This window comes from Ornithinimicrobium cerasi, from assembly GCF_003702705.1.
GTDB lineage: Bacteria > Actinomycetota > Actinomycetes > Actinomycetales > Dermatophilaceae > Ornithinicoccus > Ornithinicoccus cerasi.
In genome coordinates this window covers 58,607-80,864 of sequence record NZ_QZMN01000010.1, presented here as the reverse complement: position 1 = coordinate 80,864, position 22,258 = coordinate 58,607, and the positions used below count along the sequence as shown (strand labels likewise).

The 22,258-nt window shown below is 75.3% G+C and carries 20 protein-coding genes; 5 read left to right on the top strand and 15 right to left on the bottom strand.

The features are described 5' to 3' along the window. Positions 1 to 123 precede the first annotated feature (123 nt). The 6 genes from D4B81_RS12665 to D4B81_RS12640 all read right to left on the bottom strand — a co-directional run bounded on the left by D4B81_RS12665 (position 124) and on the right by D4B81_RS12640 (position 6,161). A complete protein-coding gene (locus D4B81_RS12665; protein ID WP_122262974.1) occupies positions 124 to 2,598 on the bottom strand; it encodes an FtsX-like permease family protein in 2,475 nt (824 codons plus the stop codon). Then, on the bottom strand, positions 2,598 to 3,356 hold the full coding sequence (locus tag D4B81_RS12660) for an ABC transporter ATP-binding protein (protein WP_122262973.1): 759 nt from the start codon (positions 3,354 to 3,356) through the stop codon (positions 2,598 to 2,600). Before D4B81_RS12660 ends, D4B81_RS12665 begins: the two co-directional genes overlap by 1 nt. Positions 3,357 to 3,449: 93 nt before the next feature. Then, a complete protein-coding gene (locus D4B81_RS12655; RefSeq protein ID WP_097188644.1) occupies positions 3,450 to 3,806 on the bottom strand; it encodes a DMT family transporter in 357 nt (118 codons plus the stop codon). Further along, positions 3,806 to 4,120, bottom strand: coding sequence for a DMT family transporter (locus D4B81_RS12650; protein WP_122262972.1), 315 nt, complete (start codon positions 4,118 to 4,120; stop codon positions 3,806 to 3,808). Before D4B81_RS12650 ends, D4B81_RS12655 begins: the two co-directional genes overlap by 1 nt. Positions 4,121 to 4,137: 17 nt before the next feature. Continuing rightward, positions 4,138 to 4,854, bottom strand: a complete 717-nt coding sequence (locus D4B81_RS12645; protein WP_419866243.1) for a response regulator transcription factor — start codon at positions 4,852 to 4,854, stop codon at positions 4,138 to 4,140. Beyond that, positions 4,851 to 6,161: a sensor histidine kinase gene (locus D4B81_RS12640; RefSeq protein ID WP_122262971.1), complete on the bottom strand. Its 1,311-nt coding sequence runs from the start codon at positions 6,159 to 6,161 to the stop codon at positions 4,851 to 4,853. Before D4B81_RS12640 ends, D4B81_RS12645 begins: the two co-directional genes overlap by 4 nt. 139 nt (positions 6,162 to 6,300) lie before the next feature. On the opposite strand from D4B81_RS12640, the gene D4B81_RS12635 reads away from it, so the two are divergent. After that, positions 6,301 to 8,178 (top strand): glycosyltransferase family 4 protein, encoded by a 1,878-nt coding sequence (locus tag D4B81_RS12635; protein WP_122262970.1) that lies wholly within the window; start codon positions 6,301 to 6,303, stop codon positions 8,176 to 8,178. Next, positions 8,175 to 9,479 carry a glycosyltransferase gene (locus tag D4B81_RS12630; RefSeq protein ID WP_122262969.1) on the top strand — a complete coding sequence of 435 codons (1,305 nt, stop codon included), beginning with the start codon at positions 8,175 to 8,177 and terminating at the stop codon, positions 9,477 to 9,479. Before D4B81_RS12635 ends, D4B81_RS12630 begins: the two co-directional genes overlap by 4 nt. Here the strand turns inward: D4B81_RS12630 and D4B81_RS12625 are convergent. From D4B81_RS12625 to D4B81_RS12600, 6 genes are read right to left on the bottom strand one after another with little or no spacing between them, the layout of a single operon-like run. Continuing rightward, complete coding sequence (locus D4B81_RS12625) at positions 9,452 to 10,834, bottom strand: MBL fold metallo-hydrolase RNA specificity domain-containing protein (RefSeq protein ID WP_122262968.1); 1,383 nt, start codon at positions 10,832 to 10,834, stop codon at positions 9,452 to 9,454. The two genes, D4B81_RS12630 and D4B81_RS12625, sit on opposite strands and share 28 nt — an antisense overlap. A gap of 46 nt (positions 10,835 to 10,880) precedes the next feature. Beyond that, on the bottom strand, positions 10,881 to 12,089 hold the full coding sequence (gene hutI, locus D4B81_RS12620) for an imidazolonepropionase (RefSeq protein WP_122262967.1): 1,209 nt from the start codon (positions 12,087 to 12,089) through the stop codon (positions 10,881 to 10,883). A 3-nt stretch (positions 12,090 to 12,092) separates the two neighbouring features. Then, positions 12,093 to 13,442: a formimidoylglutamate deiminase gene (locus D4B81_RS12615; protein WP_122262966.1), complete on the bottom strand. Its 1,350-nt coding sequence runs from the start codon at positions 13,440 to 13,442 to the stop codon at positions 12,093 to 12,095. Continuing rightward, positions 13,439 to 13,930, bottom strand: coding sequence for an AAA family ATPase (locus D4B81_RS12610; RefSeq protein ID WP_122262965.1), 492 nt, complete (start codon positions 13,928 to 13,930; stop codon positions 13,439 to 13,441). The genes D4B81_RS12615 and D4B81_RS12610 overlap by 4 nt, the downstream gene beginning before the upstream one ends. Next, positions 13,927 to 15,147, bottom strand: coding sequence for an allantoate amidohydrolase (locus D4B81_RS12605; protein WP_122263020.1), 1,221 nt, complete (start codon positions 15,145 to 15,147; stop codon positions 13,927 to 13,929). The genes D4B81_RS12610 and D4B81_RS12605 overlap by 4 nt, the downstream gene beginning before the upstream one ends. A 51-nt stretch (positions 15,148 to 15,198) precedes the next feature. Further along, positions 15,199 to 15,711 carry a DUF4395 domain-containing protein gene (locus tag D4B81_RS12600; protein WP_237565980.1) on the bottom strand — a complete coding sequence of 171 codons (513 nt, stop codon included), beginning with the start codon at positions 15,709 to 15,711 and terminating at the stop codon, positions 15,199 to 15,201. An 86-nt stretch (positions 15,712 to 15,797) separates the two neighbouring features. Between D4B81_RS12600 and D4B81_RS12595 the strand changes: the two genes are divergently transcribed. Together D4B81_RS12595 and D4B81_RS12590 are read left to right on the top strand one after the other, a co-directional pair. Further along, on the top strand, positions 15,798 to 16,487 hold the full coding sequence (locus D4B81_RS12595) for a class I SAM-dependent methyltransferase (RefSeq protein ID WP_122263019.1): 690 nt from the start codon (positions 15,798 to 15,800) through the stop codon (positions 16,485 to 16,487). Between the two features lie 4 nt (positions 16,488 to 16,491). Next, positions 16,492 to 16,971, top strand: a complete 480-nt coding sequence (locus D4B81_RS12590; RefSeq protein ID WP_122262963.1) for an aminoacyl-tRNA deacylase — start codon at positions 16,492 to 16,494, stop codon at positions 16,969 to 16,971. Here the strand turns inward: D4B81_RS12590 and hutU are convergent. Beyond that, complete coding sequence (gene hutU, locus D4B81_RS12585) at positions 16,961 to 18,643, bottom strand: urocanate hydratase (RefSeq protein ID WP_122262962.1); 1,683 nt, start codon at positions 18,641 to 18,643, stop codon at positions 16,961 to 16,963. The genes D4B81_RS12590 and hutU overlap by 11 nt on opposite strands. Positions 18,644 to 18,913: 270 nt before the next feature. Here hutU and D4B81_RS12580 point away from each other — a divergent pair, with 270 nt between their 5' ends. Further along, the gene (locus D4B81_RS12580; protein WP_122262961.1) at positions 18,914 to 19,849 is read left to right on the top strand and encodes a type IV toxin-antitoxin system AbiEi family antitoxin domain-containing protein; all 936 of its coding nucleotides are present in this window, start codon (positions 18,914 to 18,916) and stop codon (positions 19,847 to 19,849) included. A 137-nt stretch (positions 19,850 to 19,986) separates the two neighbouring features. Here the strand turns inward: D4B81_RS12580 and hutH are convergent, their stop codons facing one another. Together hutH and D4B81_RS12570 are read right to left on the bottom strand one after the other, a co-directional pair. Continuing rightward, positions 19,987 to 21,555, bottom strand: coding sequence for a histidine ammonia-lyase (hutH, locus tag D4B81_RS12575; protein ID WP_122262960.1), 1,569 nt, complete (start codon positions 21,553 to 21,555; stop codon positions 19,987 to 19,989). Between the two features lie 75 nt (positions 21,556 to 21,630). Then, positions 21,631 to 22,206 (bottom strand): ASCH domain-containing protein, encoded by a 576-nt coding sequence (locus tag D4B81_RS12570; RefSeq protein WP_122262959.1) that lies wholly within the window; start codon positions 22,204 to 22,206, stop codon positions 21,631 to 21,633. Positions 22,207 to 22,258 lie beyond the last annotated feature (52 nt).

Genomic DNA, 22,258 nt, shown 5'->3' with positions numbered 1-22,258 from the left:
GGGGTGACCGGGCGGCGCACGGGTCGGGAGTCCCTTCCCGACCTGGCCCGCACGCCGCGCGTCCCTTCGCGGCGGGGCCCGGAACGCCGGGCCGCCGGATGTCCCACCGACGACCCGACGGAGCTACGTGGCGACCAGCCCCTCGACGGGGCTCACCCGTGTCGCCCGCCGCGCAGGCAGCACGCTCGCCAGCACACCGGCGAGCACCGCCACCCCGACGATGGCACCGACCTGCGCCCACGGGACCGACAGCTGCAGGGCAGTGCCAGCCGGCAGGACGGTCTGGACGCCGAGCGCGGCGTAACCGACCCCGATCGCGAGCCCGAGGATCGCGCTGACCACCGCGAGCAGGACGCCTTCGGTGAGCAGCATGAGCCTCATCTGCCCCCGGGTCAGTCCGAGACCCCGCAGCAGAGCGTGCTCCCGGTGCCGCTCCACCACCGACAACGACAACGTGTTGGCGATGCCGACGACGGCGATGAGGACCGCGACCCCGAGCAGCGCCGTCGTGACGAGGACGAGCACGTCGAGCACCTGGGTGATGACCGCGCGCTCCATGGCGGCACCCGACACGGCCAGACCGGCGTCGTCGGCGACCTCCCGGACCGCACTCATCGCCTCGGCCACGTCGGCGTCGTCGGTCAGCCCGACCAGCACCGCCCCGGTGGCGACGTCGTCCCCGCCGAGCGCACGCAGGTCGGAGACGTTGACGGCGACCTGGTACCCGACCGCCAGCTCGACCACCCGCAGGTCCGCAGAGCCGCCCGGCCCGCTGACGGTCACACCGTCCCCCGCCTCGAGCCCGTAGATCGCCAGCATGGCGTTGCTCAGCCCGAGCGTGCCGGGCACGAGGTCGGACAGCGCCGAGCTGCGCACGACGTCGCCGTCGCGAGCCGGGTCCAGCCCCAGCGTCGCCGTGGGCGCCCACTCCTCCCCCACGCTCAGGTATGCCGTCTCCACGGCCCGGGCGGTCTCGACCCCCTCCGCGGCAGCCACCCTTGCGAGGACGTCCGCCGCGAGCGGCTCGGGGACGACCTCGCCGCTCCCCTCCACCAGCACGTCCACCGCGTAGGCACCGTCGATCTCGCCGAGCGCGGTCCGCTCGGCCGAGGCGGCACCGACCGACGTCATCGTGATGAGGGTGACCCCGACGAGCAGGGCTGCGGACGTGGCCGCGGCGCGGCCGGGGTTGCGCACGGCGTTGTCGACCGCGAGCCGTCCCGGGACCCCGGCCGTCCGGGCGACCATCCCGAGGGCCCGCACCGCCGTCGGCACCACGACGACACCGGCCACGAGCACACCGACGAAGGACACCAGACCCCCCGCCACCCCGCTGAGCAGGTCGCGGTGCGTGGCGGCATACCCCATCGCGGCGACGCCCGCGCCCACCAGGACGGTCGCCAGGACCAGACGCACCCACGGGGTGCGCCGGCGACCGGCCGCCTCCCCGTCCGGGCGCAGGGCCGCGAGGGGGGAGACGCGGGTGGCGCGGACCGCTGGCCACAGGCTCGCCGCCACGGTGACGACTGCGCCGACCGCGAACGGCACGCCCAGGACGAGCGGGGTGACGGCCACCTCGGTCCCCAGCGGGATGCCCAGGTCGAAGCGCCCGGAGAGCCCGAGCAGACCTCGTGCCCCGAGGAGCCCCAGCCCCACGCCCACCGCCGACGCGACGAGCCCGAGCAGGAGGGCCTCGAGGAGCACCAGCCGACGGACCTGAGCTCGGGTCGCACCGACGGCCCGCAGCAGGGCGAGCTCACCGGTGCGCTGCGCGAGGGTGATCGTGAAGGTGTTGGCGATGACGATCGCGGCCGTCGCGAGGGCCACCGCACCGAAGCCGAGCAGCATGGCCGCCAGCGCGTCGGTGCCGCCGGTGAACCTCGAGACCCGCTCCGCGGCGGCCTCCGGACCGGTCTGGACGACCGCCTCCCCCCAGGCCCCGACGATCGCGGTCCGGGCGGCCTCCTCGTCGGCGCCGGCGGCAAGGTCCAGCATCAGGGCGTCGTACGTGAGGGCGGGGTCGACGTCGCGCAGGGTGGCGTCGGTGGCGACGAACGCCGGGCCGTAGGAGAGCACCGGGTCCCCGTCGCCGAAGTCGGCCACGCCGACGACGTCCAGGTCGACGACGTCAACGTCGACGGTCGCGGTGTCGTCGGCGGCGGCGAGCACCCGCACGGTGAGCACCTCACCGACCGGTGCCCGCTCCGCGAGGTCGGTGTCGACGACGATCTCCCCGCGCTCCTGCGCCAGCCGGCCGTCGAGCAGTGTCACCCCGACGGACGGGAGGGTCGCACCCATGACCCACTCCTCCGGGCCGAGCTCGGCGGACACCGTGACCCGCCCCCGCACCGCGACCAGCTCCTCGACCGAGGCCAGCTCGTCGTGGACCTGCAGCGGCACCGGGGCGCCCTCCTCGCCCGTGACGACGAGGTCCGCCTCGCGCAGGCCCGCCCCGAGCGCGTCCTCCATGCCCCGCTGCGCCGTGGACACGGCCGCGAGGCTGGTGGTCAGGAAGGCCACCCCGATGATGATGGCCACCGCCGCGGAGAGCAGACGGCGTCCCCGTGACAGGAGGCCGGCGGTCAGCCAGGTGCTCATCAGCGCCTCCCCAGCTCGCGCACGGAGGCGAGGACCGCGTCGGCGTCCGGGTCGACGATCTCCCCCGCGACCCGGCCGTCGGCCAGCAGGACCACCCGGTCGGCCACGGCCGCCGCCGTCGCGTCGTGCGTGACCATGACCACCGTCTGACCCCACTCGTCGACCGAGCGGCGGAGCAGGTCAAGCACCTCCGCCCCCGTCGTGGAGTCCAGCGCGCCCGTGGGCTCGTCGGCGAAGATCACCTCCGGGCGGGTGACCAGCGCCCGCGCCAGGGCGACCCGCTGCTGCTGGCCGCCGGAGAGCTCACCGGGCCGGTGGTCGAGACGGTCGGCCAGGCCGAGGCCCTCGACCACCGCCCGCTCCCACCCCGGGTCGGGGCGCGTCCCGGCCAGGTCCAGCGGCAGCCGGACGTTCTGCAGGGCGGTGAGCGTCGGCAGGAGGTTGAACGCCTGGAACACGAACCCGACCGAGCGCCTCCGCAGCGTCGTCAGCTGGCGGTCGGAGAGGGCGGTCAGCTCGGTCCCACCGAGGAACACCCGCCCGGAGGTGGGGGTGTCGAGCCCGGCCAGCAGGTGCATGAGGGTCGACTTCCCGGAGCCGCTCGGGCCCATGATCGCGGTGAACCGCTGCGCCTCGACGCCCACGCTCACCCCGTCCAGGGCACGCACGGCCGTCTCCCCCCGTCCGTAGGTCTTCGTCAGGTCCAGGGCGCTCGCCGCCAGGGTCGCGGCCGGTCGCCGCGGTGTCGTTGTCGTCATGGCAGCGACGCTAGGCGGGGGTGGTCGTGCCCGGCCTCCCCCGCAGGTCCCCACCTGGCGGCGGTCGCCTCCACCCCAGGTATGACGTCCCCGTCATCCGGGGTCGGGCGCCGTCCGTCCCGGCCCGGGCGGCGGGGTCGTCAGCTTCAGCCCGACCACGCAGCCGATGATCCCGACGAGGAACACCACCTTGAGCGCGGTGAGCGGCTCCGTCCCGGTCCACGCCGCCCACGCCACGGTGAGGACCGCGCCCAGGCCCGTCCACACGGCATACGCGGTGCCGGTCGGGATGAACCGCATCGCCCACCCGAGCCCGGCCAGGCTGAGCACCGAGAAGACCACGAAGACGACGGTCGGGCCCGGGCGGGTCAGGCCGTCCGAGGCGCCGAGCGCGGTGGCCCAGACTGCCTCCAGGACCGCGCTGACCAGGAGCACCGGCCAGGCAGCCATCAGGACACCACCTTGAGGCCGACGACGCAGCTGACGATGCCGAGCAGCAGCAGCACCCTCACCAGCCCGGCCGGCTCGGTGCCCCGCGCCATCGCCCACACCACGGTCAGGCTCGCGCCGGTGGCGGTCCAGACGGCGTAGGCGGTGCCGGTCGGGATGGTCTGCATCGCGACCGCCAGCCCCCACACCGAGAGCACCGTCGCGACGGCGAAGACGGCGGTGGGGCGGGGCCGGCGCAGACCCTGGGAGGCACCGAGGGCGGTCGCCCAGACGGCCTCGAGGACGCCGGAGGCGAGCAGGATGACCCAGTCCATGGCCCGATCCTCCCAGGTCAGCCGGGGCGCCCGACCAGCCCGGTCTCGTACGCCGTGATCACCATGTGGACGCGGTCGCGCAGCCCCAGCTTGCTCAGCACCCGACCGATGTGCGTCTTGACCGTCGCCTCGGCGAGGAACAGCTCGGCCGCGATCTCAGTGTTGGACAACCCGCGACCCACCGCCTCGAGCACCTCGCGCTCCCGGCCGGTCAGCGGTCCCAGACGGGCCGCCGCGCTGCGCCGCTCCGCCGCGGCGTCCGACTCCCGCCCCGCGTCCGGCAACTCAGGGAGGAATCGTTCCAGCAGCCGCCGGGTCGTGGACGGGGCCATCGCCGCGTCACCGGCGTGGACGGCCCGGATCGCGGCGAGCAGCTCGGCCGGGCCCGCGTCCTTGAGCAGGAATCCCGAGGCCCCGGCGCGCAGCGCCGCGAAGACATACTCGTCCAGGTCGAAGGTCGTCAGCACGAGGACCTTGACGTCGTTGCCTCCGCCCTCGGCGAGCAGCCGCCTCGTGGCACCGACGCCGTCCAGCCGCGGCATCCGGATGTCCATGAGCACGACGTCCGGCCGGGTGGCCGCGATGCCGTCCAGGGCGGCGAGCCCGTCGCCCGCCTCCCCGACGACCGTCATGTCCGGCTGCGCGTCCAGCACCATCCGGAACCCGGCGCGCACCAGCTCCTGGTCGTCGACGACGAACAGGCGGACCGGGCGGTCCTGCGGCAGCGAGCTCACCGGTCTCCTCCGGGCGTGGACCTCGAGGGTATGCCGTGCCCGTCCCCCGTGGGGATGCTCGCCACCACCTCCCACCCGCCGCGGGGGCGTGGCCCGGCGTGGACGGTGCCACCCAGGACCTCGACCCGCTCGGCCATGCCCAGGACCCCGTTGCCCTCGCCGTCGGCGTCCGCGGCGGGGCCGGCGCCGTCGTCGGTGACCCGGACGAGGAGGACTGCGGGCGTGCGCAGCACGTCCACGTCGACGTGCGCGTCGGGGCCGGCGTGCTTGAGCACGTTGGTCAGCGACTCCTGGACGACCCGGTAGGCCGCGAGGTCGACCTCGCGCGGCAGGTCGTCCACGTCGCCCCGCACGACGACGTCGACCGGCACGCCGGAGTCGCGCACCCGGGCCGAGAGCTCCTCGAGGTAGGCGAGCCCCTGCAGCGGGGAGTACTCCGCACCCGCGCCCTCGTCGCGCAGCACGCCGACGAGCTTGCGCGTCTCGGCGAGCGACTCGCGGGCGGTGTGGGCGAGCGTCTCCAGGGTGGCCGTGGCCCTGGCCAGCGCCGCCCGGTCGGCCCCGATCGCGGGGGGCGCGTCGAGGGCCTGACGCGCGGCGTAGAGACCGCCGTCGGCCTGGACGACCACGACCGCGAGGCTGTGCGCCACCACGTCGTGCATCTCCCGGGCGATCGAGGCGCGCTCCCCCTGGGCCGCGAGCTGGGCCCGCTGCGTCTGGTCCCGGGCCAGGGCGCGGTCCTGCGCCTCGAGCCGGGCCGCGACCGCCTTGCGCCGTCGCACCACGTCGCCCAGCACCCAGGCGACCGCCACGAACGCGGCCATGAACGTCGCCTGGAACGCGACGCTCAGGAGGAGCTGGCCGGCCCCCGCCCAGGCCCACGACCAGTCCACTCCCGCGACGACGGCGCCGGCGAGGGCGGTCCACAGCACCGTCCGCGAGGTCCGGCGGTCCCCGAACGCCGCCGCGCTGTAGACGACCACCGGGACCGCGATGTTGCTGGCCAGGGGCGAGTCCAGGGTGAGCACCTGGAGGAGGCAGGCCCCCGCCACGGCCGCCGCGACCGGCCCCGGACGCCGTCGGCGCCACAGCAGCGGCACCGTCTGCAGGAGGGTGAGCAGCATCAGCCCGGGGACGGAACCCCCTCCGGTGCCGACGACGGCGGCGCCCACCGACCCCCACAGCAGCAGCACGCCGACGACCACGACGTCGGGCAGCCAGCCGTCGGCCCGCAGCGCTCCGCCGGTGAGGTCGCGCCACGACGCCGCGAGCTGGTGCCGGAGGTCGGTGCCGGGTCGGGAGGTCACAGGCTGCACGATAGGCCGGTCCGACCCGCGGGCTCGTCATCCTCCGGGACCGCTCGCGCGACGCTCGTCATACCCGGGTATGACGTGCGCGCGGGGGCGGCCCACCGGGCCGGGTGGGGCGACCGGGTACCGTCGCCGCATGAACGCTGCGACCCCGGCGACGCGGGCCGCCCTGGGAGGGGTCCGCAGCGCGCCCACCATCCTGGACGCGGTCGAGGCCTTCGGAGAGGTGGCCAGGGCCGCGGGCGCCGAGGTCGACGAGGACAGTGAGGGCGTGGCCGCCGCGCTCGCCGAGGGGATCCGGGACGGTGCGGACCCGCTCGTGGCGCTGGCCGCGGTGCACGCCGCCGGTGCCGTCGGCGGCCGGACGGCGGAGGACCTGCTCCTGCCCCTCCTGACCGGGGAGCGGTCGCACCTGCGCGAGCACGCCGCCTGGGCCCTCGCCTCGGGCCCCCGCGTCGACGCGGCCCTCGGGCCGCTGCGGGCGATGGTCGGTGAGGGAGGCTTCGCGGGCACCCTGGCCGAGGCCACCCTGGAGAGCTGGGACTCCCGGCCGGTACCACGTGCCCAGGAGCGGGCCGCGTCCCGTCGGGGGCTCAGCGTGGCCCAGCTCTACCTGCACGGGGAGATCGACAGCTCGTTGCGGCACGCGGGTCGGGGTGACACCGGCGGCATCGCCACCCTGCTCGTCCGGCTCGGCGACGCGCTCCTGGAGGAGCCCGGGATCGACCGCGTCCTGACGCTCTCGCGGGCGTCCGAGCGCGAGGACTCCGACCAGGCCAGCCCGGAGAAGACGGGTGCCTGCGAGGCCGCGGACGGTCCAGGGCACCACTACCTCGGCATCCCCGTCCCGCTTCCCGCGCCGCCGGCGAGCCGCAGCTGGACGCTGCGCGCCGCGGCCCTCGCGGGCATCCGCACCCAGCTCGCGGCCGCGACCCCGGTGGACGTCCTGCACGTGCGGATGGCGGACGTGGGGTCGTGGGCGGCCGCGCAGGTGGCGCGGGAGCACGGCATACCCCTCGTCCTCACCCTCGCGCCCGACCCGCACGCCCTGCTCGCGGCCCGTGAGGCGAGCGGGGAGCTGACCAGGGCGACCTTCGTCGCGGCGGACCTGCGGGAGCACCTCGTCTTCCGGATCCGGCTGCTCCGGGCGCTGCGCGAGCAGGCGGAGGCGCTGGTGGTCTTCCCCCGGCCCGACCTCGAGCGCGACCTCTCGGCGTTGCTGCACATCGGCCCGCAGGAGCCGGTGCACGTCATCCCGGAGGGCGTCGACGTCCGGGCGCTCGACGAGGCGGACCGCCAGGTCGCGCTGGCGATGGCGGGCGGCACCCCCGCCCCGGACGTCGCGGCCGCGCTCGCGGAGCTCGACACGCTGCTCGGCACCCTGCCGCCCGGGCGGCGGGGGCTGCCGGTCGTGCTCAGCGTCGGGCGGCTGCACCCGGTCAAGGGGATGGCCACCCTGGCGCGTGCCTGGGACGAGCACCCCGACCTCGCCGACCGGTGCACCCTCCTCGTCGTGGGCGGCGACCTCGACCGTCCGACCACGGACGAGGCGGACCAGCTCGCGCTGCTCGACGAGGTGGTGCCGCGCGCGGAGGGGCCGGCGCGGGGCCTGCTGCTCGCCGGGCACCGGACCAACCCGACCGTCGCGGTCTGGCTGGCGGCGGCGCGCCGGGGACGGCCCGGGCTCGCGGCACCCGGCGGGGTCTACGTGTGCGCGAGCCTCAAGGAGGAGTTCGGCATCGCGCTGTGCGAGGCGCTCGGGTCCGGCCTGGTCGTCGTCGCGCCCGACCACGGGGGACCACCCACGTACGTCGAGCACGGCACCACGGGCGTCCTCGTCGACACCGGGGACCCGGTCCTGCTGGGCGCGGCGGTCGCCGAGGCGCTGGACCTGGCCGCCGCGCCCGGTGCCGCGGAGCGGTCGGAGCACGCCCGCGCGGTGGTCGTCGAGCGGTTCAGCATCACGACGATGGCGGACGCGCTGGCCCGCGTCTACCAGGAGGTCGCCCGGTGACCCTGCTCGTCGTCTCGCCCGACTACGCCTCCCACCTCTACCCGCTCGCCACGCTGGCCACCGCCTGGCGGGACGCCGGTGAGCGGGTCGTCGTCGCGACCGGCCCGGCCACCGGGACGCTGGTGCGCGGCTTCGGCCTGGAGCATGTCGACCTGCGGCTCGGTCGCGGCTCCAACCCCGGCGTGATCCGGGCCGAGGATCAGCCGCGCGGCGAGGACGACGCGCTGCGCGGGTTCTTCGCGGCCACCCGCGAGGGTGCGGTGCCGACCTTGACCTTCCAGGCGCGGGCCCGTCTGGACGACCTGCTCTGGGACCCGCTCACCGTGGCGCGGCGGGTGCAGGAGGTGGTGACGCAGGTGCGCCCGGACCACGTCGTCGTCGACCACCTGGCCTTCAGCGCCCGCCTGGCTCTCACCGCCTCCGGCGTCCCGCACGCCGACGTGGTGCTGGGCCATCCCTCGGCCCTCGTCGTGGGGGACGAGGTCTACGGGCTGCCGCCCGCGTGGCCGGCCCGGATGCGGCCCCCCGAGGAGGACCTCGCCGGGCTGCGCATCCTCTGCGAGGAGGTGCGCGACCGCTTCACGGCGGACTGGAACGCCGCCCTCGCAGCCCTCGACCCTGGTGCCCGGGCGAGCACCGACGCGTTCGCCGAGACCGGGGACGTGCTCCTGCTCAACTACCCCGGCGAGCTGCACGAGGAGGGGCGGACGGCCCTGCTCGGGCAGCACGCCTTCCTCGGCTCCGCCGTGCGGGAGGAGCCCGAGGACCCGGAGGTGCAGGCCTGGCTCACCTCCGGCGGCGCGCCCGTCGTCTACGTCAGCCTCGGCAGCTTCCTGTCCGTCCGTTCCGACGTGCTCTCCCGCGTCGCCGAGGCCCTGCGCGGGCTCGACGTGCGGGTGGCCCTGGCGGCCGGCGCGACCCCGCCCGGGGAGCTGGGGCCGGTGCCGGACTCCTGGCTGGTGCGTCCCGTCCTGCCCCAGGTCACCCTGCTGCGGCACGCCTCGCTGACGGTGACGCACGGCGGCAACAACAGCGTGACGGAGGCGCTCACCGCCGGGGTGCCCCTCCTGGTCCTGCCGCTGTCCACCGACCAGTTCGCCGGCGCGGCCGCCCTCGAGCGCACGGGTCTCGGCGAGACGCTGGACCCCAACACCGCCTCCCCCGAGGACCTGCGCGGGGCCGCCGGTCGCCTGCTGTCGCTGCCCGACCCCGTGGCGAGCCGCCTCGCGCGGCTGGCCGACGACCTCACCCGCGAGCCGGGCCCGGCGCGGGCCTACGCCAGGCTGACGACCTCGCCGTAGCGCGGGACCACCGCGGTCCGGTCCAGCTCCTCGCCGACGCGGGCCGCGAACCGCGCAGCCACCTCCGGCTCGCCGTGCGTGACGAAGACCGTCTCCGGCCCGGGCTCGAGGGAGCGCAGCCAGTCCATGAGGTCGGACGCGTCGGCGTGCACGGAGAACTCGTCGTCGCGCACGATCTCGGCCCGCACCCTGATGTAGCGACCGTTGATCTTCACCGACCCCGCACCCTCCTGGAGCGCGCGCCCGCGCGTGCCCGCCGCCTGGAACCCGGTGAGGATCACCGTGTTGCGGCGGTCCGGCAGCAGCCGCGCCAGGTGGTGCAGCACCCGCCCACCCTCGGCCATGCCGGACGAGGCGACGATGATCATCGGCTCGAACCGCCCGTTGAGAGCGCGGGACTCCTGCGACGACGCCGCCTCGATGAGCGTCGGCAGGCCGGTGAAGTCGTCCACGTCGACGTCCTCGCGCAGCTCGCCCAGCGACTCGTCGCGGTAGACGTCGAGCACCTTCAGCGCCATCGGGGAGTCCACCGCCACGGGGACCTCCGGGATCCGCCCCTCCCGCATCATCGTGACGAGCACCCTGAGCACCCCCTGCGTGCGGTCCACGGCGAACGCCGGGATGACCACGAGCCCACCCCGCGCGAGCGTCCGCAGGATGGCGCTCGACATGACCTCGTGCTCGACCTCGGGCTCCGGGTGCTCCCGGTCGCCGTAGGTCGACTCGCACACGACATACCTGGCTCCCCGGGGGGTCCCGCGGGGCTTGAGGATCGGGTGGTCGTGACGACCGAGGTCGCCGGAGAAGAGCACCGAGCTGTCGTCGACCTCCAGCCGCACGCTGGCGGAGCCGAGGATGTGCCCCGCCCGGACCCACCGACCGACCAGGCCGTCGCCGAGGTCGACGTCCGTCTCGAACCCGACGGTCCGCAGGAGCGGCAGCGTGCGCTCCACGTCGGCGAGGTCGAACATCGGCCGCGGGTCCCGGTGCCTGGACCACCCGCCCCGCCGCGCGTCCTCGGCCGCCTCGACCTGCAGCTTCCCGGCGTCCCGCAGCACGATCTCCCCGATCCGCGCGCTGCCCTCCGTCAGCCACACGGGCCCCCCGAAGCCGCGTGCCACGAGCGCCGGCAGGTAGCCGATGTGGTCGGTGTGCGCGTGCGTGACGACGACGTCGCTGATCGTGGCCGGGTCGACCGGGAACGCGTCCCAGTTCTTCAGGCGCCAGCGCTTCTCACCCTGGAAGACCCCCGCGTCCACGAGCACGTGGCGCTCCCCGACGGTCAGGAGGTACTTCGACCCGGTCACGGTGCCCGCCGCTCCGAGGAAGGTGAGGGTCACGGCGCGCGCGCTCATGGTCCGACCATCCCACAGACCGCCGACCACCGGCCGGGGCTGCGGCTCAGATCTCCAGCGCGCGCACGACCGGCACCCCGACCCGGTAGGGGATGTGCAGCCAGCTGGGGGCGTCCACCACCGCCAGGTCTGCGCGCCGCCCCACGACCACCCGGCCGATGTCGTTGCGACGCAACGCCTGCGCCCCGCCGACGGTCGCGGCGAGCAGGGCCTCGGCCGGAGTCATCCCCATCTCCCGCACCGCCAGCGCGATCATCAGCGGCATCGAGGAGGAGTAGCAGGTGCCGGGGTTGCAGTCGGTGGCGACCGCCACCTCGACGCCCGCGTCCAGGAGCCGCCGCGCGTCCGGGTAGGGCTGGCGCGTGGAGAACTCCACGCCCGGCAGGAGGGTCGCGACGGTGCCGCCGCCGGCGAGCGCATCCACGTCGGCGTCGCTGAGGTAGGTGCAGTGGTCGACGCTCGCGGCGCCCAGCTCCACCGCCAGCTGCACGCCCGGCCCCTCGCCCAGCTGGTTGCCGTGCACGCGCAGCCCGAGCCCGGCCGCCCGGCCGGCCTCGAGCACCCGTCGCGACTCCTCGCCGTCGAACGCGTGCGGGCTCGCCGGCTCGCAGAAGACGTCGACCCAGCGCGCGTGCGGCGCGCACGCCTCGAGCATCTCCCCGCAGACCAGGTCCAGGTATGCCGCGCGTCCCCGGCTGCTGCCGTCCCGCCGTTCCGGCGGCACCACGTGAGCGCCGAGGTAGGTGACCTCCGAGGTCACCTCCCCGGCCAGCCGCAGCGCCCGCACCTCGTCCTCGACGGTCAGCCCGTAGCCGCTCTTGACCTCGACGGTGGTCGTCCCCTGGGAGCGCATCTCCTGCACCCGGTGCTGCAGGAGCGAGCGCAGATCGCCGTCGGAGGCGGCCCGGGTCGCCGACACCGTGACCGCGATCCCGCCGCCGTCGTAGGGCGTCCCCGACATCCGCGCCGCGAACTCGGCCGACCGGTCCCCCGCGAAGACCAGGTGGCTGTGGCTGTCGACGAAGCCCGGCACGACGGCACGGCCCTCCAGGTCGACCGCCCAGTCGGCCGCCGGGGCCCGGTCGGCCGGGCCGATCCACTCGACCACCGGCGCGGTGTCCTCGCCGCCCCCGCCGACGACGACCGCCGCGTCCCGCAGGACGCCCAGCCCCGCGTGCAGGGAATCCTCGACCGCGCCCTCCGTGCCGCCGTCGCAGGTGACCAGCTCGCCGATGCCGGTGATGAGCATGCTCATGTCTCAGGAGTCCTTCCACAGGGGGGTGATCGCGTCCACGAGCAGCCGACCCACGTCGCCGAGCCGGTGCCGGCCGCCCTCGACGACGACGTCGCCGTCGGCGACCACGGTGTCGACGTCGGCCGCGGTCGCCGACAGCAGGATCTGCGCCGGGTCCGACCCGGCCGTGCGCACCGTGTCGTCCCGCAGCGCGACGAGGTCCGCCCGGGCGCCGACCTCGAGCCGTCCGGCGTCGGGCCAGCCGATGCTCCCGTGCGCCGTCGCGGCGCCGAGCAGGTCGGCCGGGGTGAGGCGACCGCGCCGCAGGCTCGCGAGCCGCTCGTGCATCTCGAGGGCGCGGGCCTCCTCGACCAGGTCGATGACCGCGTGCTGGTCCGACCCCAGCGACAGGCGCGCCCCGGCGTCGCGCAGCGCGACCGCCGGACCGATGCCGTCGGCGAGGTCTCTCTCCGTCGTCGGGCAGAAGCAGGCCCACGCCCGGTGGCCGCCGAGCAGCCGGACGTCCGCCGCGGTGAGGTGGGTGGCGTGGACGGCGGTCAGCTCGGGGCCCAGCACCCCCTCTGCCTCCAGCAGCCCGGTGGGCGTCAGTCCGTGGGCGGCGAGGCACGTCTCGTTCTCGGCCGGCTGCTCGGAGAGGTGCACGTGCAGCGGCCGCGGCTCCGCCCGCTCCCGCGCCCACCCCGCCACCGTCGACAGCTGGTCCCGCGGCACGGCCCGCACCGAGTGGATGGCCGCGCCGACCCGCAGGTGCGCCCGCCCCCCGTCGCCGGCGTCGCCCCGGTCCTCGACCCGCGACCGCCACGCCTGCGCGTCCCCGTCCCCGAACCTCAGCTGCGGCCCCTCGAGCCGCGCGTGCCCGTCCGCCCCCAGACCCCCGGCGAGGTAGCACGTGTCGAGGAGGGTCAGCCGGAGGCCCGCGTCAGCCGCCGCCTCCACGAGGGCCTCCCCCATGGCATTGGGGTCCGCGTAGCGCCGGCCACCCGGCGCGTGGTGCAGGTAGTGGAACTCCCCGACGGCGGTGACGCCGGCGAGCGCCATCTCGGCGTAGGTGGCACGGGCGAGCGCCAGGTAGCTGTCGGGGTCGAGGCGCGCGGCGACGGCATACATGCGCTCGCGCCACGTCCAGAAGGTGCCGCCCCCGTCGTGGGTGCGTCCCCGCAGGGCCCGGTGGAAGGCGTGGCTGTGCGCGTTCGCGAGCCCTGGCACGACCACGCCGGGAAGGCGGCGGTCGCCCGGCCGGGCGGGAAGTCCGGTGCTCACCTCGGTGAACCGACCACCCTCGACCGTCAGCCGGACGTCGTGCCCCGGACCGCCGGGCAGGTGCGCGGAGGAGGCGTGGTAGGTCGTCGTCATGGTGCCTCCCCGGCCTGCGTGGAGAGCGCGTCGAGGCGGTCCGCCACCCCGTCCACGGACAGCGTCGAGGTGTCGACGACCAGGTCGGCGCCCCCGTGGAGCAGCGGCTCGACCTCCTCCACGTCGCGCCGCACGCGCTCCCGCTCCGACGGGTCCTTGCCGAAGTCGTTGGTGGTCCTGACGGTCAGCCGCTCGTCCAGGACGGGCCACGGAGCGGTGAGGAGGACGACGTGGTCGACGAGCGGGTAGAGCAGGTGCTGGCCCTCACCGGTGGCCGCGAGGGCGAGCGGCCGGTCGTGGCGGTGCTGGCGGTGCTGGCGGACGATGGCGTCCAGCTCGGGCAGGCGCAGCGTCGTGCGGTCGGGGCGCTCGTCGACGAGGCCGTCCTCGTCGGCGTCGACCGTGCGCCAGCCCCGCCGGCGCAGCGCGTGCAGCACCGACGACTTGCCCACGCCGGACATCCCGGTCACCAGGACCCGGACGCTCATCCCGGCCCCCTCCCGACGAGGTCCCGGAGGCAGTCGGCCAGCGCCTGCACCCCCGCATGGCAGTCGTCGCGCTCGGCGTGCTCGGCGGGGCTGTGGGAGACGCCCGTCGGGTTGCGCACGAAGAGCATCGCGCTCGGGACACCTGCGGTCGCGAGGATCCCCGCGTCGTGCCCGGCGCCGGTCCCCAGCACCGGCACCGAGATCGCCGCGTCCCGGTCGAGCACGCCGCGGAGCCGGTCGGCGAGCCCCGCGTCCAGCACCGTCGTCGGGGTCCAGCTCTCCCGGGCGACCTCGGCGCCGTGCCCGCGGGCGCCCTCCGTGACCTCCTCGACGAGCGCGAGCACCTGCGCCTCGTCCGCGCCGCGGGCGTCGAGCCAGCCGGTGACCAGGGAGGGTATGGCGTTGACGCCCCCCGGGGTGACGCGCACCTTGCCCACCGTGGCTACGCACCCGCGGGACGCCGCCGCCGAGCGCGCGGACAGGACGAGCTCGGCATACCCGATCATCGCGTCGCGGCGGTCGACCAGCCGGGTGGTGCCGGCGTGGTTGGCCTCGCCGGGGAAGTCGAGGCGCCACCGACCGTGCGGCCAGATGTCGCTGGCCACGGCCACCGGGGCGTCGAGGTCGACGAGGGCGCGGCCCTGCTCGACGTGCAGCTCGACGAAAGCCCCGACCCGGCGCAGCGCCTCCTCGTCCGGGCCCAGCAGCTCCGGGTCGCGGCCGGCGGCCCGGAGGGCGTCGGCGTACGTGGTCCCGTCGGCGTCGGTGAGCGCGAGGGCCCGTTCGGGGGCGAGCTGACCGGTCAGGACGCGGGAGCCGGCGCAGGCGATGCCGAAGCGGGCGCCCTCCTCGTCCACGAAGCTGACCACCGCGACCGGGACCGTGGGGCGGACGCCCGCGGCGCGCAGCTCGTCGACCGCGGCGAGGGCGGAGACCACCCCCAGCGGTCCGTCGAAGGCGCCGCCGTCGGGGACGGAGTCGAGGTGCGAGCCGACCGCGACCCCGCGGTGACCGGCGGCGACCGCGTCGTCGACGGTCCCCGGACCGTCCCACCACCAGGCCCACTGGTTGCCGACCCGGTCCTCGATGAGGTCCAGGCCGCGGCGGACGCACTCACCGGCGAACCACTCGCGCAGGGTGGCGTCCTCGGCGGTCCAGGCGAAGCGCCGGTAGCCGCCGCTGCCGACGCGGCCGACCGGCTCGAGGTCGGCCCACATCGCGTCGAAGGTGGGGCTGCTCACCCGCCCGACACTAGACGGTGCCGGAGGTCAGGCCGGGGTGCGGACCCGCAGCCTCGCGGTGATGTCCGCGCACTCGACGCAGACGTCCTCGGGGACGAGCCCGGCCCGCATCAGCCAGCGGAACAGCACGCACCCGACGCAGAGCCCGAGCACGGCCTCGAGGGCGGGGAAGACGGCCATGACGACGGCGATGACCACCACGGCCGTCATGGCCCGGTCGGCGCCGGTCAGGACGGAGGTGAGCCACAGGAGCGCTGCCACGCTGGTCAGGACGGCACCGATCGCCGCGGCGAACCGCTTCGGGGTGCCGGGGGTCGGGTGCGGCAGGGCGCCGACGCGGGGGCGGACCCACCGTCCGACGAACAGGGCGACAGGGCTGGCCCCCGGACCGAGGGTGGTGCGCAGGACGAAGTCGGCGGCGAGCGGCACGAGGAGCCACCACTGCTGCAGGGCGAGCATGGCGACGACGGTGACGAGGACGACGGCCGCGATCAACCGGACGGTGACGTCGTCGACGACGGCGGGGAAGCGGGAGGGCACCGCACGATGATGCATCACCCGATGTTTGATCTCCAAAACGTGGCGTGCTGAGGGACAGTGGGTCGCGTGACGAGGACGAGGACGCGGTGACGACCGACTACGACAGCTTCGCGGCGGCATACTCGCGGGAGAACGAGACCAGCCTCTTCAACGCGTACTACGAGCGACCCGAGATGCTCCGCCTGGCCGGGGACGTCTCGGGCCTGCGGGTCCTCGACGCCGGGTGCGGTTCCGGGCCGCTGTCGGCGGCGCTGCGCGACAGGGGCGCCGCCGTCACCGGCTTCGACTCGAGCGCAGCCATGGTCGACCTGGCCCGGCAGCGGCTGGGGGCCGAGGCCGACCTGCACGTCGCGGACCTCGCTGACCCGCTCCCGTTCCGGGACGCCGCCTTCGACATGGTCGTCGCGTCCCTGGTCCTGCACTACCTGGCGGACTGGTCCGGCCCGCTGGTGGAGCTGCGGCGGGTGCTGGAGCCCGGTGGTCGCCTGCTGGTCTCGGTCAACCGTCCCAGTGCCTTCCCGATCGTCTACCCGCGGGCCGACTACTTCGCGCTGACCGAGTACTCCGAGGACTACACCTTCGACGGGCACGATGCGGTCCTGACCTTCTGGCACCGCCCCCTGCACGCCATGACGGACGCCTTCGGCGCGGCGGGGTTCCGGGTGCTCACCCTCAGCGAGCCGCCGCCGGCCCCGGACACTCCTGCGGAGCTGCTGCCCCCCATGAGGGGGCGGGCCTTCATCGGCTTCCTCTTCCTCGTCCTCGAGAGGGCATGAACCGATGAGCGAGGAGCGGGCACTGGCGGCGGTCGCGGCGAGCGGGCTGGAGCACACCGTGACCCGGCACGGCCGGGTCGGGAGCCTCGAGGAGGCCGCCCGCGCCCGCGGCGTCGAGCCGCGCGACGTCGTCAAGACGATGGTGGTGAGGAGGGGAGAGGGGGACTACCTCTTCGTCCTCGTGCCGGGCGACCGCGAGATCGCCTGGCCCAGGCTGCGCCAGCTCCTCGGAGTCAGCCGGCTGTCGATGCCGGACGTGGCGACGGCCCGTCAGGCGACGGGTTACGAGCGGGGCACGATCACACCCTTCGGGGCGACCACCGCCTGGCCGGTCGTCGCGGACGCGTCGCTGACCGGGGACCCGGACCGCCGCATCTCGATGGGTGCCGGGGCCCACGGCGTCGCCGTGTCGGTCAACGCCGAGGCTGCGCTCGCCGCGCTGGCGGCCACGGTGGCCGACGTCACCGAGCAGGTCACGCCCTAGGGGGAGCCGGTGCGTGGCCATCCTCGCGCATCGGCACGCGCACGCCGCGCTCCTGCGCGACCTGCTCGGCCGCGGCATACCCGGCGTCGACGTGGCGGATGACGCCCATGCCCGGGTCGTTGGTGAGGACCCGCTCCAGCTTCTGCCTGGCCAGGTCGGTGCCGTCGGCGACCGACACCTGGCCGGCGTGCAGCGAGCGGCCGATCCCGACCCCGCCGCCGTGGTGCAGCGAGACCCACGACGCGCCGGAGGCGGTGTTGACGAGGGCGTTGAGCAGGGGCCAGTCGGCGATCGCGTCGGACCCGTCGGCCATCGCCTCGGTCTCGCGGTAGGGGCTGGCGACCGAGCCGCAGTCGAGGTGGTCCCGGCCGATGACGATCGGGGCGGACACCTCGCCCGAGGCGACCATCTCGTTGAAGCGCACGCCCGCCCGGTCCCGCTCGCCATACCCGAGCCAGCAGATGCGGGCCGGCAGGCCCTCGAAGGCGACCTTGTCCTGGGCCCCCCGCAGCCACTTCTGCAGGTGGTCGTTCTCGGGGAAGAGGTCCATGACCGCGCGGTCGGTGGCGTGGATGTCCTTCTCGTCCCCGGAGAGCGCGACCCAGCGGAACGGGCCCTTGCCCTCGCAGAACAACGGCCGGATGTAGGCGGGGACGAAGCCCGGGAAGTCGAAGGCGCGGTCGAAGCCACCCTTGCGCGCCTCGTCGCGGATGCTGTTGCCGTAGTCGAAGACCTCCGCGCCGCCGTCGAGGAAACCCACCATCGCCTCGACGTGCCGGGCCATCGACTCCTGCGCCCGGTCGGTGAACTCCTCCGGCTTCCGCTCCGCGAGCTCGGCCCAGTCGGCGAGGTCGATCCCGGCCGGGAGGTAGGACAGCGGGTCGTGCGCGGAGGTCTGGTCGGTGACGACGTCGATCTCGACGCCGCGGCGCAGCAGCTCGGGAAAGACCTCGGCGGCGTTGCCGACCACGCCGACGGAGACCGCCTCGCGGTTGGCCCTCGCGCTGAGCACCCGCTCGACGGCGGAGTCGAGGTCGTCGGCCACCTCGTCGAGGTAGCGGCTCCTGACGCGACGACGCAGGCGCGCCTCGTCGACGTCGACGATGAGGCAGGTGCCACCGTTGAGCGTGACCGAGAGCGGCTGCGCGCCGCCCATGCCGCCGCAGCCGCCCGTCAGGGTCAGGGTGCCGGCGAGGGTGCCGCCGAAGCGCTTGGCGGCGACCGCGGCGAACGTCTCGTAGGTGCCCTGCAGGATGCCCTGGGTGCCGATGTAGATCCACGAGCCGGCCGTCATCTGGCCGTACATCGTCAGCCCGAGGTGCTCGAGGCGGCGGAACTCCGGCCAGGTCGCCCAGTCGGGGACGAGGTTGGAGTTGGCGATGAGCACGCGCGGCGCCCACTCGTGGGTCCGGAACACGCCGACCGGCCGGCCGGACTGCACGAGCATGGTCTCGTCCTCGCGCAGGTCGGTCAGCGTGCGCACCATCGCGTCGAAGCTCTTCCAGTCACGGGCCGCGCGACCGGTCCCGCCGTAGACGACCAGGTCGTCGGGGCGCTCGGCGACCTGCGGGTCGAGGTTGTTCATCAGCATCCGCAGCGGGGCCTCGGTGGCCCAGGACCGGGCGGTCAGGGTGGTGCCGCGCGAGGCGCGCACGGGGCGGGCGCCGTCCATGGTGGTCTCCTTCGACGAATGGCAGGTATGCCGTGGGCTGGCCTCCCCATCAGACCGCCTCGCCGGACGGTCGCCAAGACCCCGCGCCCAGCGGCCGTCTCGGATGCCAGACATGGGCAGTGCCACGGGTCGTCTCGCGAGAGCGTGCCCGTTCGTGGTGGCTCTGGCAACCACGGACGGTCACGGTCCCGCGGTGCGACCGCCTGGTGCGACACCTCTGCCTGTGGATGACGGCCGCGGGCTGAGCCGGCGCCGCGGCAGCATCGACCCATGGACCTCGCACGACTGGCTCGGCGACAGCAGGGGGTGGTCACCCGAGCCCAGGCGCTCGACGCCGGTCTGTCGGCGGCAACGATCCGGTGGCGGCTGGAGCGGCGCGACTGGACGGTCGTGCACCCCGGGGTCTACCTGCTCAGCAACGGTGCTCCAGACTGGCGGGCGCTTGCGCGAGCGGCCCTCCTGCGATGCGGGGCGGGCAGCGTCCTCGCCCTGACCTCGGCCGCCTACCTCTGGCGGCTGGAACGCACACCACCGTCCGTCATCACCGTGGCGGTTCCCGCCAGCCGACACCCTGAGACGCCCGGCGGGGTGATCGTGGTGCGCCGACGCCGGCTTGACGCCGTCCAGGTGGACGGGTTGCCGGTCACCCGGCTCGCGACAACCGTCCTGGACGTCGCCGACCGGTTCGGCTGCTCGGCGGACGACGCCGTGGCCCTCGCGGCACGGGCGTGCCAGGAACGCTCCCTCGACGCGGGATCGCTGCTCCGGGAGCTCGAGGGCCGCGCCCGTCACCGCCTCCGCCGGCAGCTGCTGCTGGCGCTGTGGGAGGTGGGCGACGGGGCGGAGAGCCTGCCAGAGACCTGGTTCCGGGACCGGGTCGAGCGCCCGCACGGCCTTCCGCCGTTCGAGCGGCAGGTCACCGAGCCCGACCGGACCCGGTCCGACCTCAGGAACCGCACCTTCCGCACGATCGTCGAGATCGACGGACGGCTCTGGCACGCCGGAGAGCGGTTCCACCTCGACCGGAAGCGAGACCGTGCGGCGGCGGGACGGGGCGAGGTCACGCTGCGGGTCACGCCGCTCGAGCTCGACCAGATCCCCTGCGAGGTGGCCAGGGACGTCGCGCTGACCCTCGAGCGGCGAGGCTGGAGCGGACAGCCGAAGGCCTGCTCGGCGGGCTGCCCGCTGGCGGACGAGGCGGCCTGACCGCGTGGCCACGACTGGTGCCCGTCAGCCTGACGACCGTGACCGATCGTGGTTGCCAGGACGACCACGAACGGTCACGTTCGACCAGACCACCCCACCCCGCCGGGACCAGGGTGCGCGGGGCGGCGGCCTGGCGGTCAGTGCAGGAGCCCGGTGTGCCGCTCCGCCGCCGCGCGGACCCGGCCGTCGAGGACGAGGTCCACCGTGGCCTCGATCTCCGGCGACAGGTAGCGGTCGGGGCCCGGCCCCGCGATGCCCTCCCCGCGCAGCAGCGCGACGACGGCAGCGGTGGCCGGGGCCGGGGTGAGGGGGGCGCGGAGGTCGAGCGCGCGGGCGGCGGTGAGGACCTCGATCGCGAGCACCCGGGCCAGCCCGTCGACGCTGCGCCGCAGCTTGCGGGCGGCGTTCCAGCCCATGGACACTTGGTCCTCCTGCATCGCCGAGCTCGGGATGGAGTCCACGCTGGCCGGCGCGGCGAGCCGCTTGAGCTCGGAGACGACGGCCGCCTGCGTGTACTGCGCGATCATCAGGCCACTGTCCGTGCCGGGGTCGTCCGCGAGGAAGGGCGGCAGCCCGTGGTTGCGCGCGACGTCGAGAAACCGGTCCGTGCGGCGCTCGGAGATGCTGGCGACGTCCGCGGTGACCACGGCGAGGAAGTCCAGGACGTGGGCGACGGGCGCGCCGTGGAAGTTGCCGTTCGACTCCACCCGGCCGTCCGGCGTCACGACCGGGTTGTCGATCGCGGCGGCCAGCTCGCGCCCGGCGACGACGGCGGCGTGGTCGCAGGTGTCCCGCGCCGAGCCGTGGACCTGCGGGGAGCAGCGCAGGGAGTACGCGTCCTGCACCCGGGTGCACGCATCCGTCCGGTGGCTCTCGCGGATCGCGCTGCCGGCCATCAGGGCCCGCAGGTTCTCCGCCGATCGCGCCTGCCCCGGGTGCGGCCGCAACGCCTGGAGGTCGGCGGCGAAGACGTCGTCGGTGCCCAGCTGGCCCTCGACGCTCATCGCGGCGGCCACGTCGGCGGTGGTCAGGAGGGTGCGCAGGTCGTGGACGGCGAGGACGAGCATGCCGAGCATGCCGTCGGTCCCGTTGATGAGGGCCAGCCCCTCCTTCTCCGCGAGCTCGACCGGCGCGAACGCGTGCCGGGCCAGGGCCTGCGCCGCGGGCATGAGGTCACCGGCGGCGTCCCGCACCATCCCCTCCCCCATGACGGCCAGCGCGACGTGCGCCAGCGGGGCGAGGTCGCCGGAGCACCCCAGCGACCCGTACTCCCGCACCACCGGCGTGATGCCCGCGTCGAGGAGCGCGGCATACGCCTCGGCGGTCCCGACCCGCACCCCGGTCCGCCCGGTCGCGAGGGTGGAGAGGCGCAGCAGCATGGTCGCGCGCACCACCTCGCGCTCCACCTCGGGCCCCGAGCCGGCGGCGTGGCTGCGGACGAGGCTGCGCTGCAGCTGCGCGCGCTTCGCCGGCGGGATGCTCGTGGTCGCGAGCGCCCCAAAGCCGGTGGAGATGCCGTAGTGCGGCTCGGTGTCGTGCGCGAGGTCCTCCACGACCCGCCGCGTGGCGGCGACCGCCTCGAGCGCGGCGTCGTCGAGCCGCACGGAGGCTCCGTGGCGCGCCACCGCGACCACCTCGCCCACGCTCAGCGGGCCCACGCCCACGGTGACCTCGGCGGGGCTGTCGGGCTCGGCGGTGCGGCTCATGGCCCCATTCCACCGCAGTCCGCCGCCCACGACCGCCGCCCCGGTGCGAGGTCCGTCTCGGATGTCAGACGCGGGTCAGAGCAGCCCGGCCCGCCGCGCCGCCCGGCGGGCGGTCGCCGGCACGACCACCACGAACCGCTCCAGCACGACCTGGGTGTCCTCGTCCACGGCCTGTCCGGGCGGTGCGCTCCGGGCGAAGAACGCCCGGTGCTCGGCCCGCCACTCCTCCAGGGACCCCTCCCCCTCGCGGCGGGCGTGGTCCTCGTCCACCTCGCCGAAGCGGACCACGTCGACGTGCGTGGTGCGGATGAGGGCCCGCGGCACCTCCTCGCCGTCGAGCACGATGGACAGCGCCCCGGGCGTGGGGAGGTCGAGGTCCAGCCGGGTCTCGACGAGCGTGTCGCCCTCCTCCTGCGGCTGGCGCGCGCGGGCCTCGGTCTCGTACTCCCACAGCACCGACGCGGTCGCCGTCTTGCGCCCGGCGAGGACCAGCGCGAGCAGCCGGTCCGCCTCCTCGGCCGTCGCGCCGAAGGACCACGCGGGCGGGGGCAGGGTGTCCGAGGCGGTCGCGCCGATGTAGGCCTCGGCCGGGTTCAGCCCGCCCCGGACACGGGCGTCGGCCCAGAAGGCCCGGAGCTCGGCGTCGTCCATGGCTCCACCGTATGCCGCCCGGCCCGCCCCGCCGACCGCCGCACCCGCCGCA

Bases quoted from the DNA above. Each gene is read 5' to 3' on its own strand.
- hutI (WP_122262967.1), bottom strand. From the start codon at position 12,089: ATGAGCATGCTCATCACCGGCATCGGCGAGCTGGTCACCTGCGACGGC.
- D4B81_RS12625 (WP_122262968.1), bottom strand. From the start codon at position 10,834: ATGAGCGCGCGCGCCGTGACCCTCACCTTCCTCGGAGCGGCGGGCACC.
- D4B81_RS12580 (WP_122262961.1), top strand. From the start codon at position 18,914: ATGGACCTCGCACGACTGGCTCGGCGACAGCAGGGGGTGGTCACCCGA.
- D4B81_RS12590 (WP_122262963.1), top strand. From the start codon at position 16,492: ATGAGCGAGGAGCGGGCACTGGCGGCGGTCGCGGCGAGCGGGCTGGAG.
- D4B81_RS12605 (WP_122263020.1), bottom strand. From the start codon at position 15,147: ATGTGGGCCGACCTCGAGCCGGTCGGCCGCGTCGGCAGCGGCGGCTAC.
- D4B81_RS12570 (WP_122262959.1), bottom strand. From the start codon at position 22,206: ATGGACGACGCCGAGCTCCGGGCCTTCTGGGCCGACGCCCGTGTCCGG.
- D4B81_RS12665 (WP_122262974.1), bottom strand. From the start codon at position 2,598: ATGAGCACCTGGCTGACCGCCGGCCTCCTGTCACGGGGACGCCGTCTG.
- D4B81_RS12655 (WP_097188644.1), bottom strand. From the start codon at position 3,806: ATGGCTGCCTGGCCGGTGCTCCTGGTCAGCGCGGTCCTGGAGGCAGTC.
- D4B81_RS12650 (WP_122262972.1), bottom strand. From the start codon at position 4,120: ATGGACTGGGTCATCCTGCTCGCCTCCGGCGTCCTCGAGGCCGTCTGG.
- D4B81_RS12615 (WP_122262966.1), bottom strand. From the start codon at position 13,442: ATGACGACGACCTACCACGCCTCCTCCGCGCACCTGCCCGGCGGTCCG.
- D4B81_RS12635 (WP_122262970.1), top strand. From the start codon at position 6,301: ATGAACGCTGCGACCCCGGCGACGCGGGCCGCCCTGGGAGGGGTCCGC.
- D4B81_RS12660 (WP_122262973.1), bottom strand. From the start codon at position 3,356: ATGACGACAACGACACCGCGGCGACCGGCCGCGACCCTGGCGGCGAGC.
- D4B81_RS12610 (WP_122262965.1), bottom strand. From the start codon at position 13,930: ATGAGCGTCCGGGTCCTGGTGACCGGGATGTCCGGCGTGGGCAAGTCG.
- hutH (WP_122262960.1), bottom strand. From the start codon at position 21,555: ATGAGCCGCACCGCCGAGCCCGACAGCCCCGCCGAGGTCACCGTGGGC.
- hutU (WP_122262962.1), bottom strand. From the start codon at position 18,643: ATGGACGGCGCCCGCCCCGTGCGCGCCTCGCGCGGCACCACCCTGACC.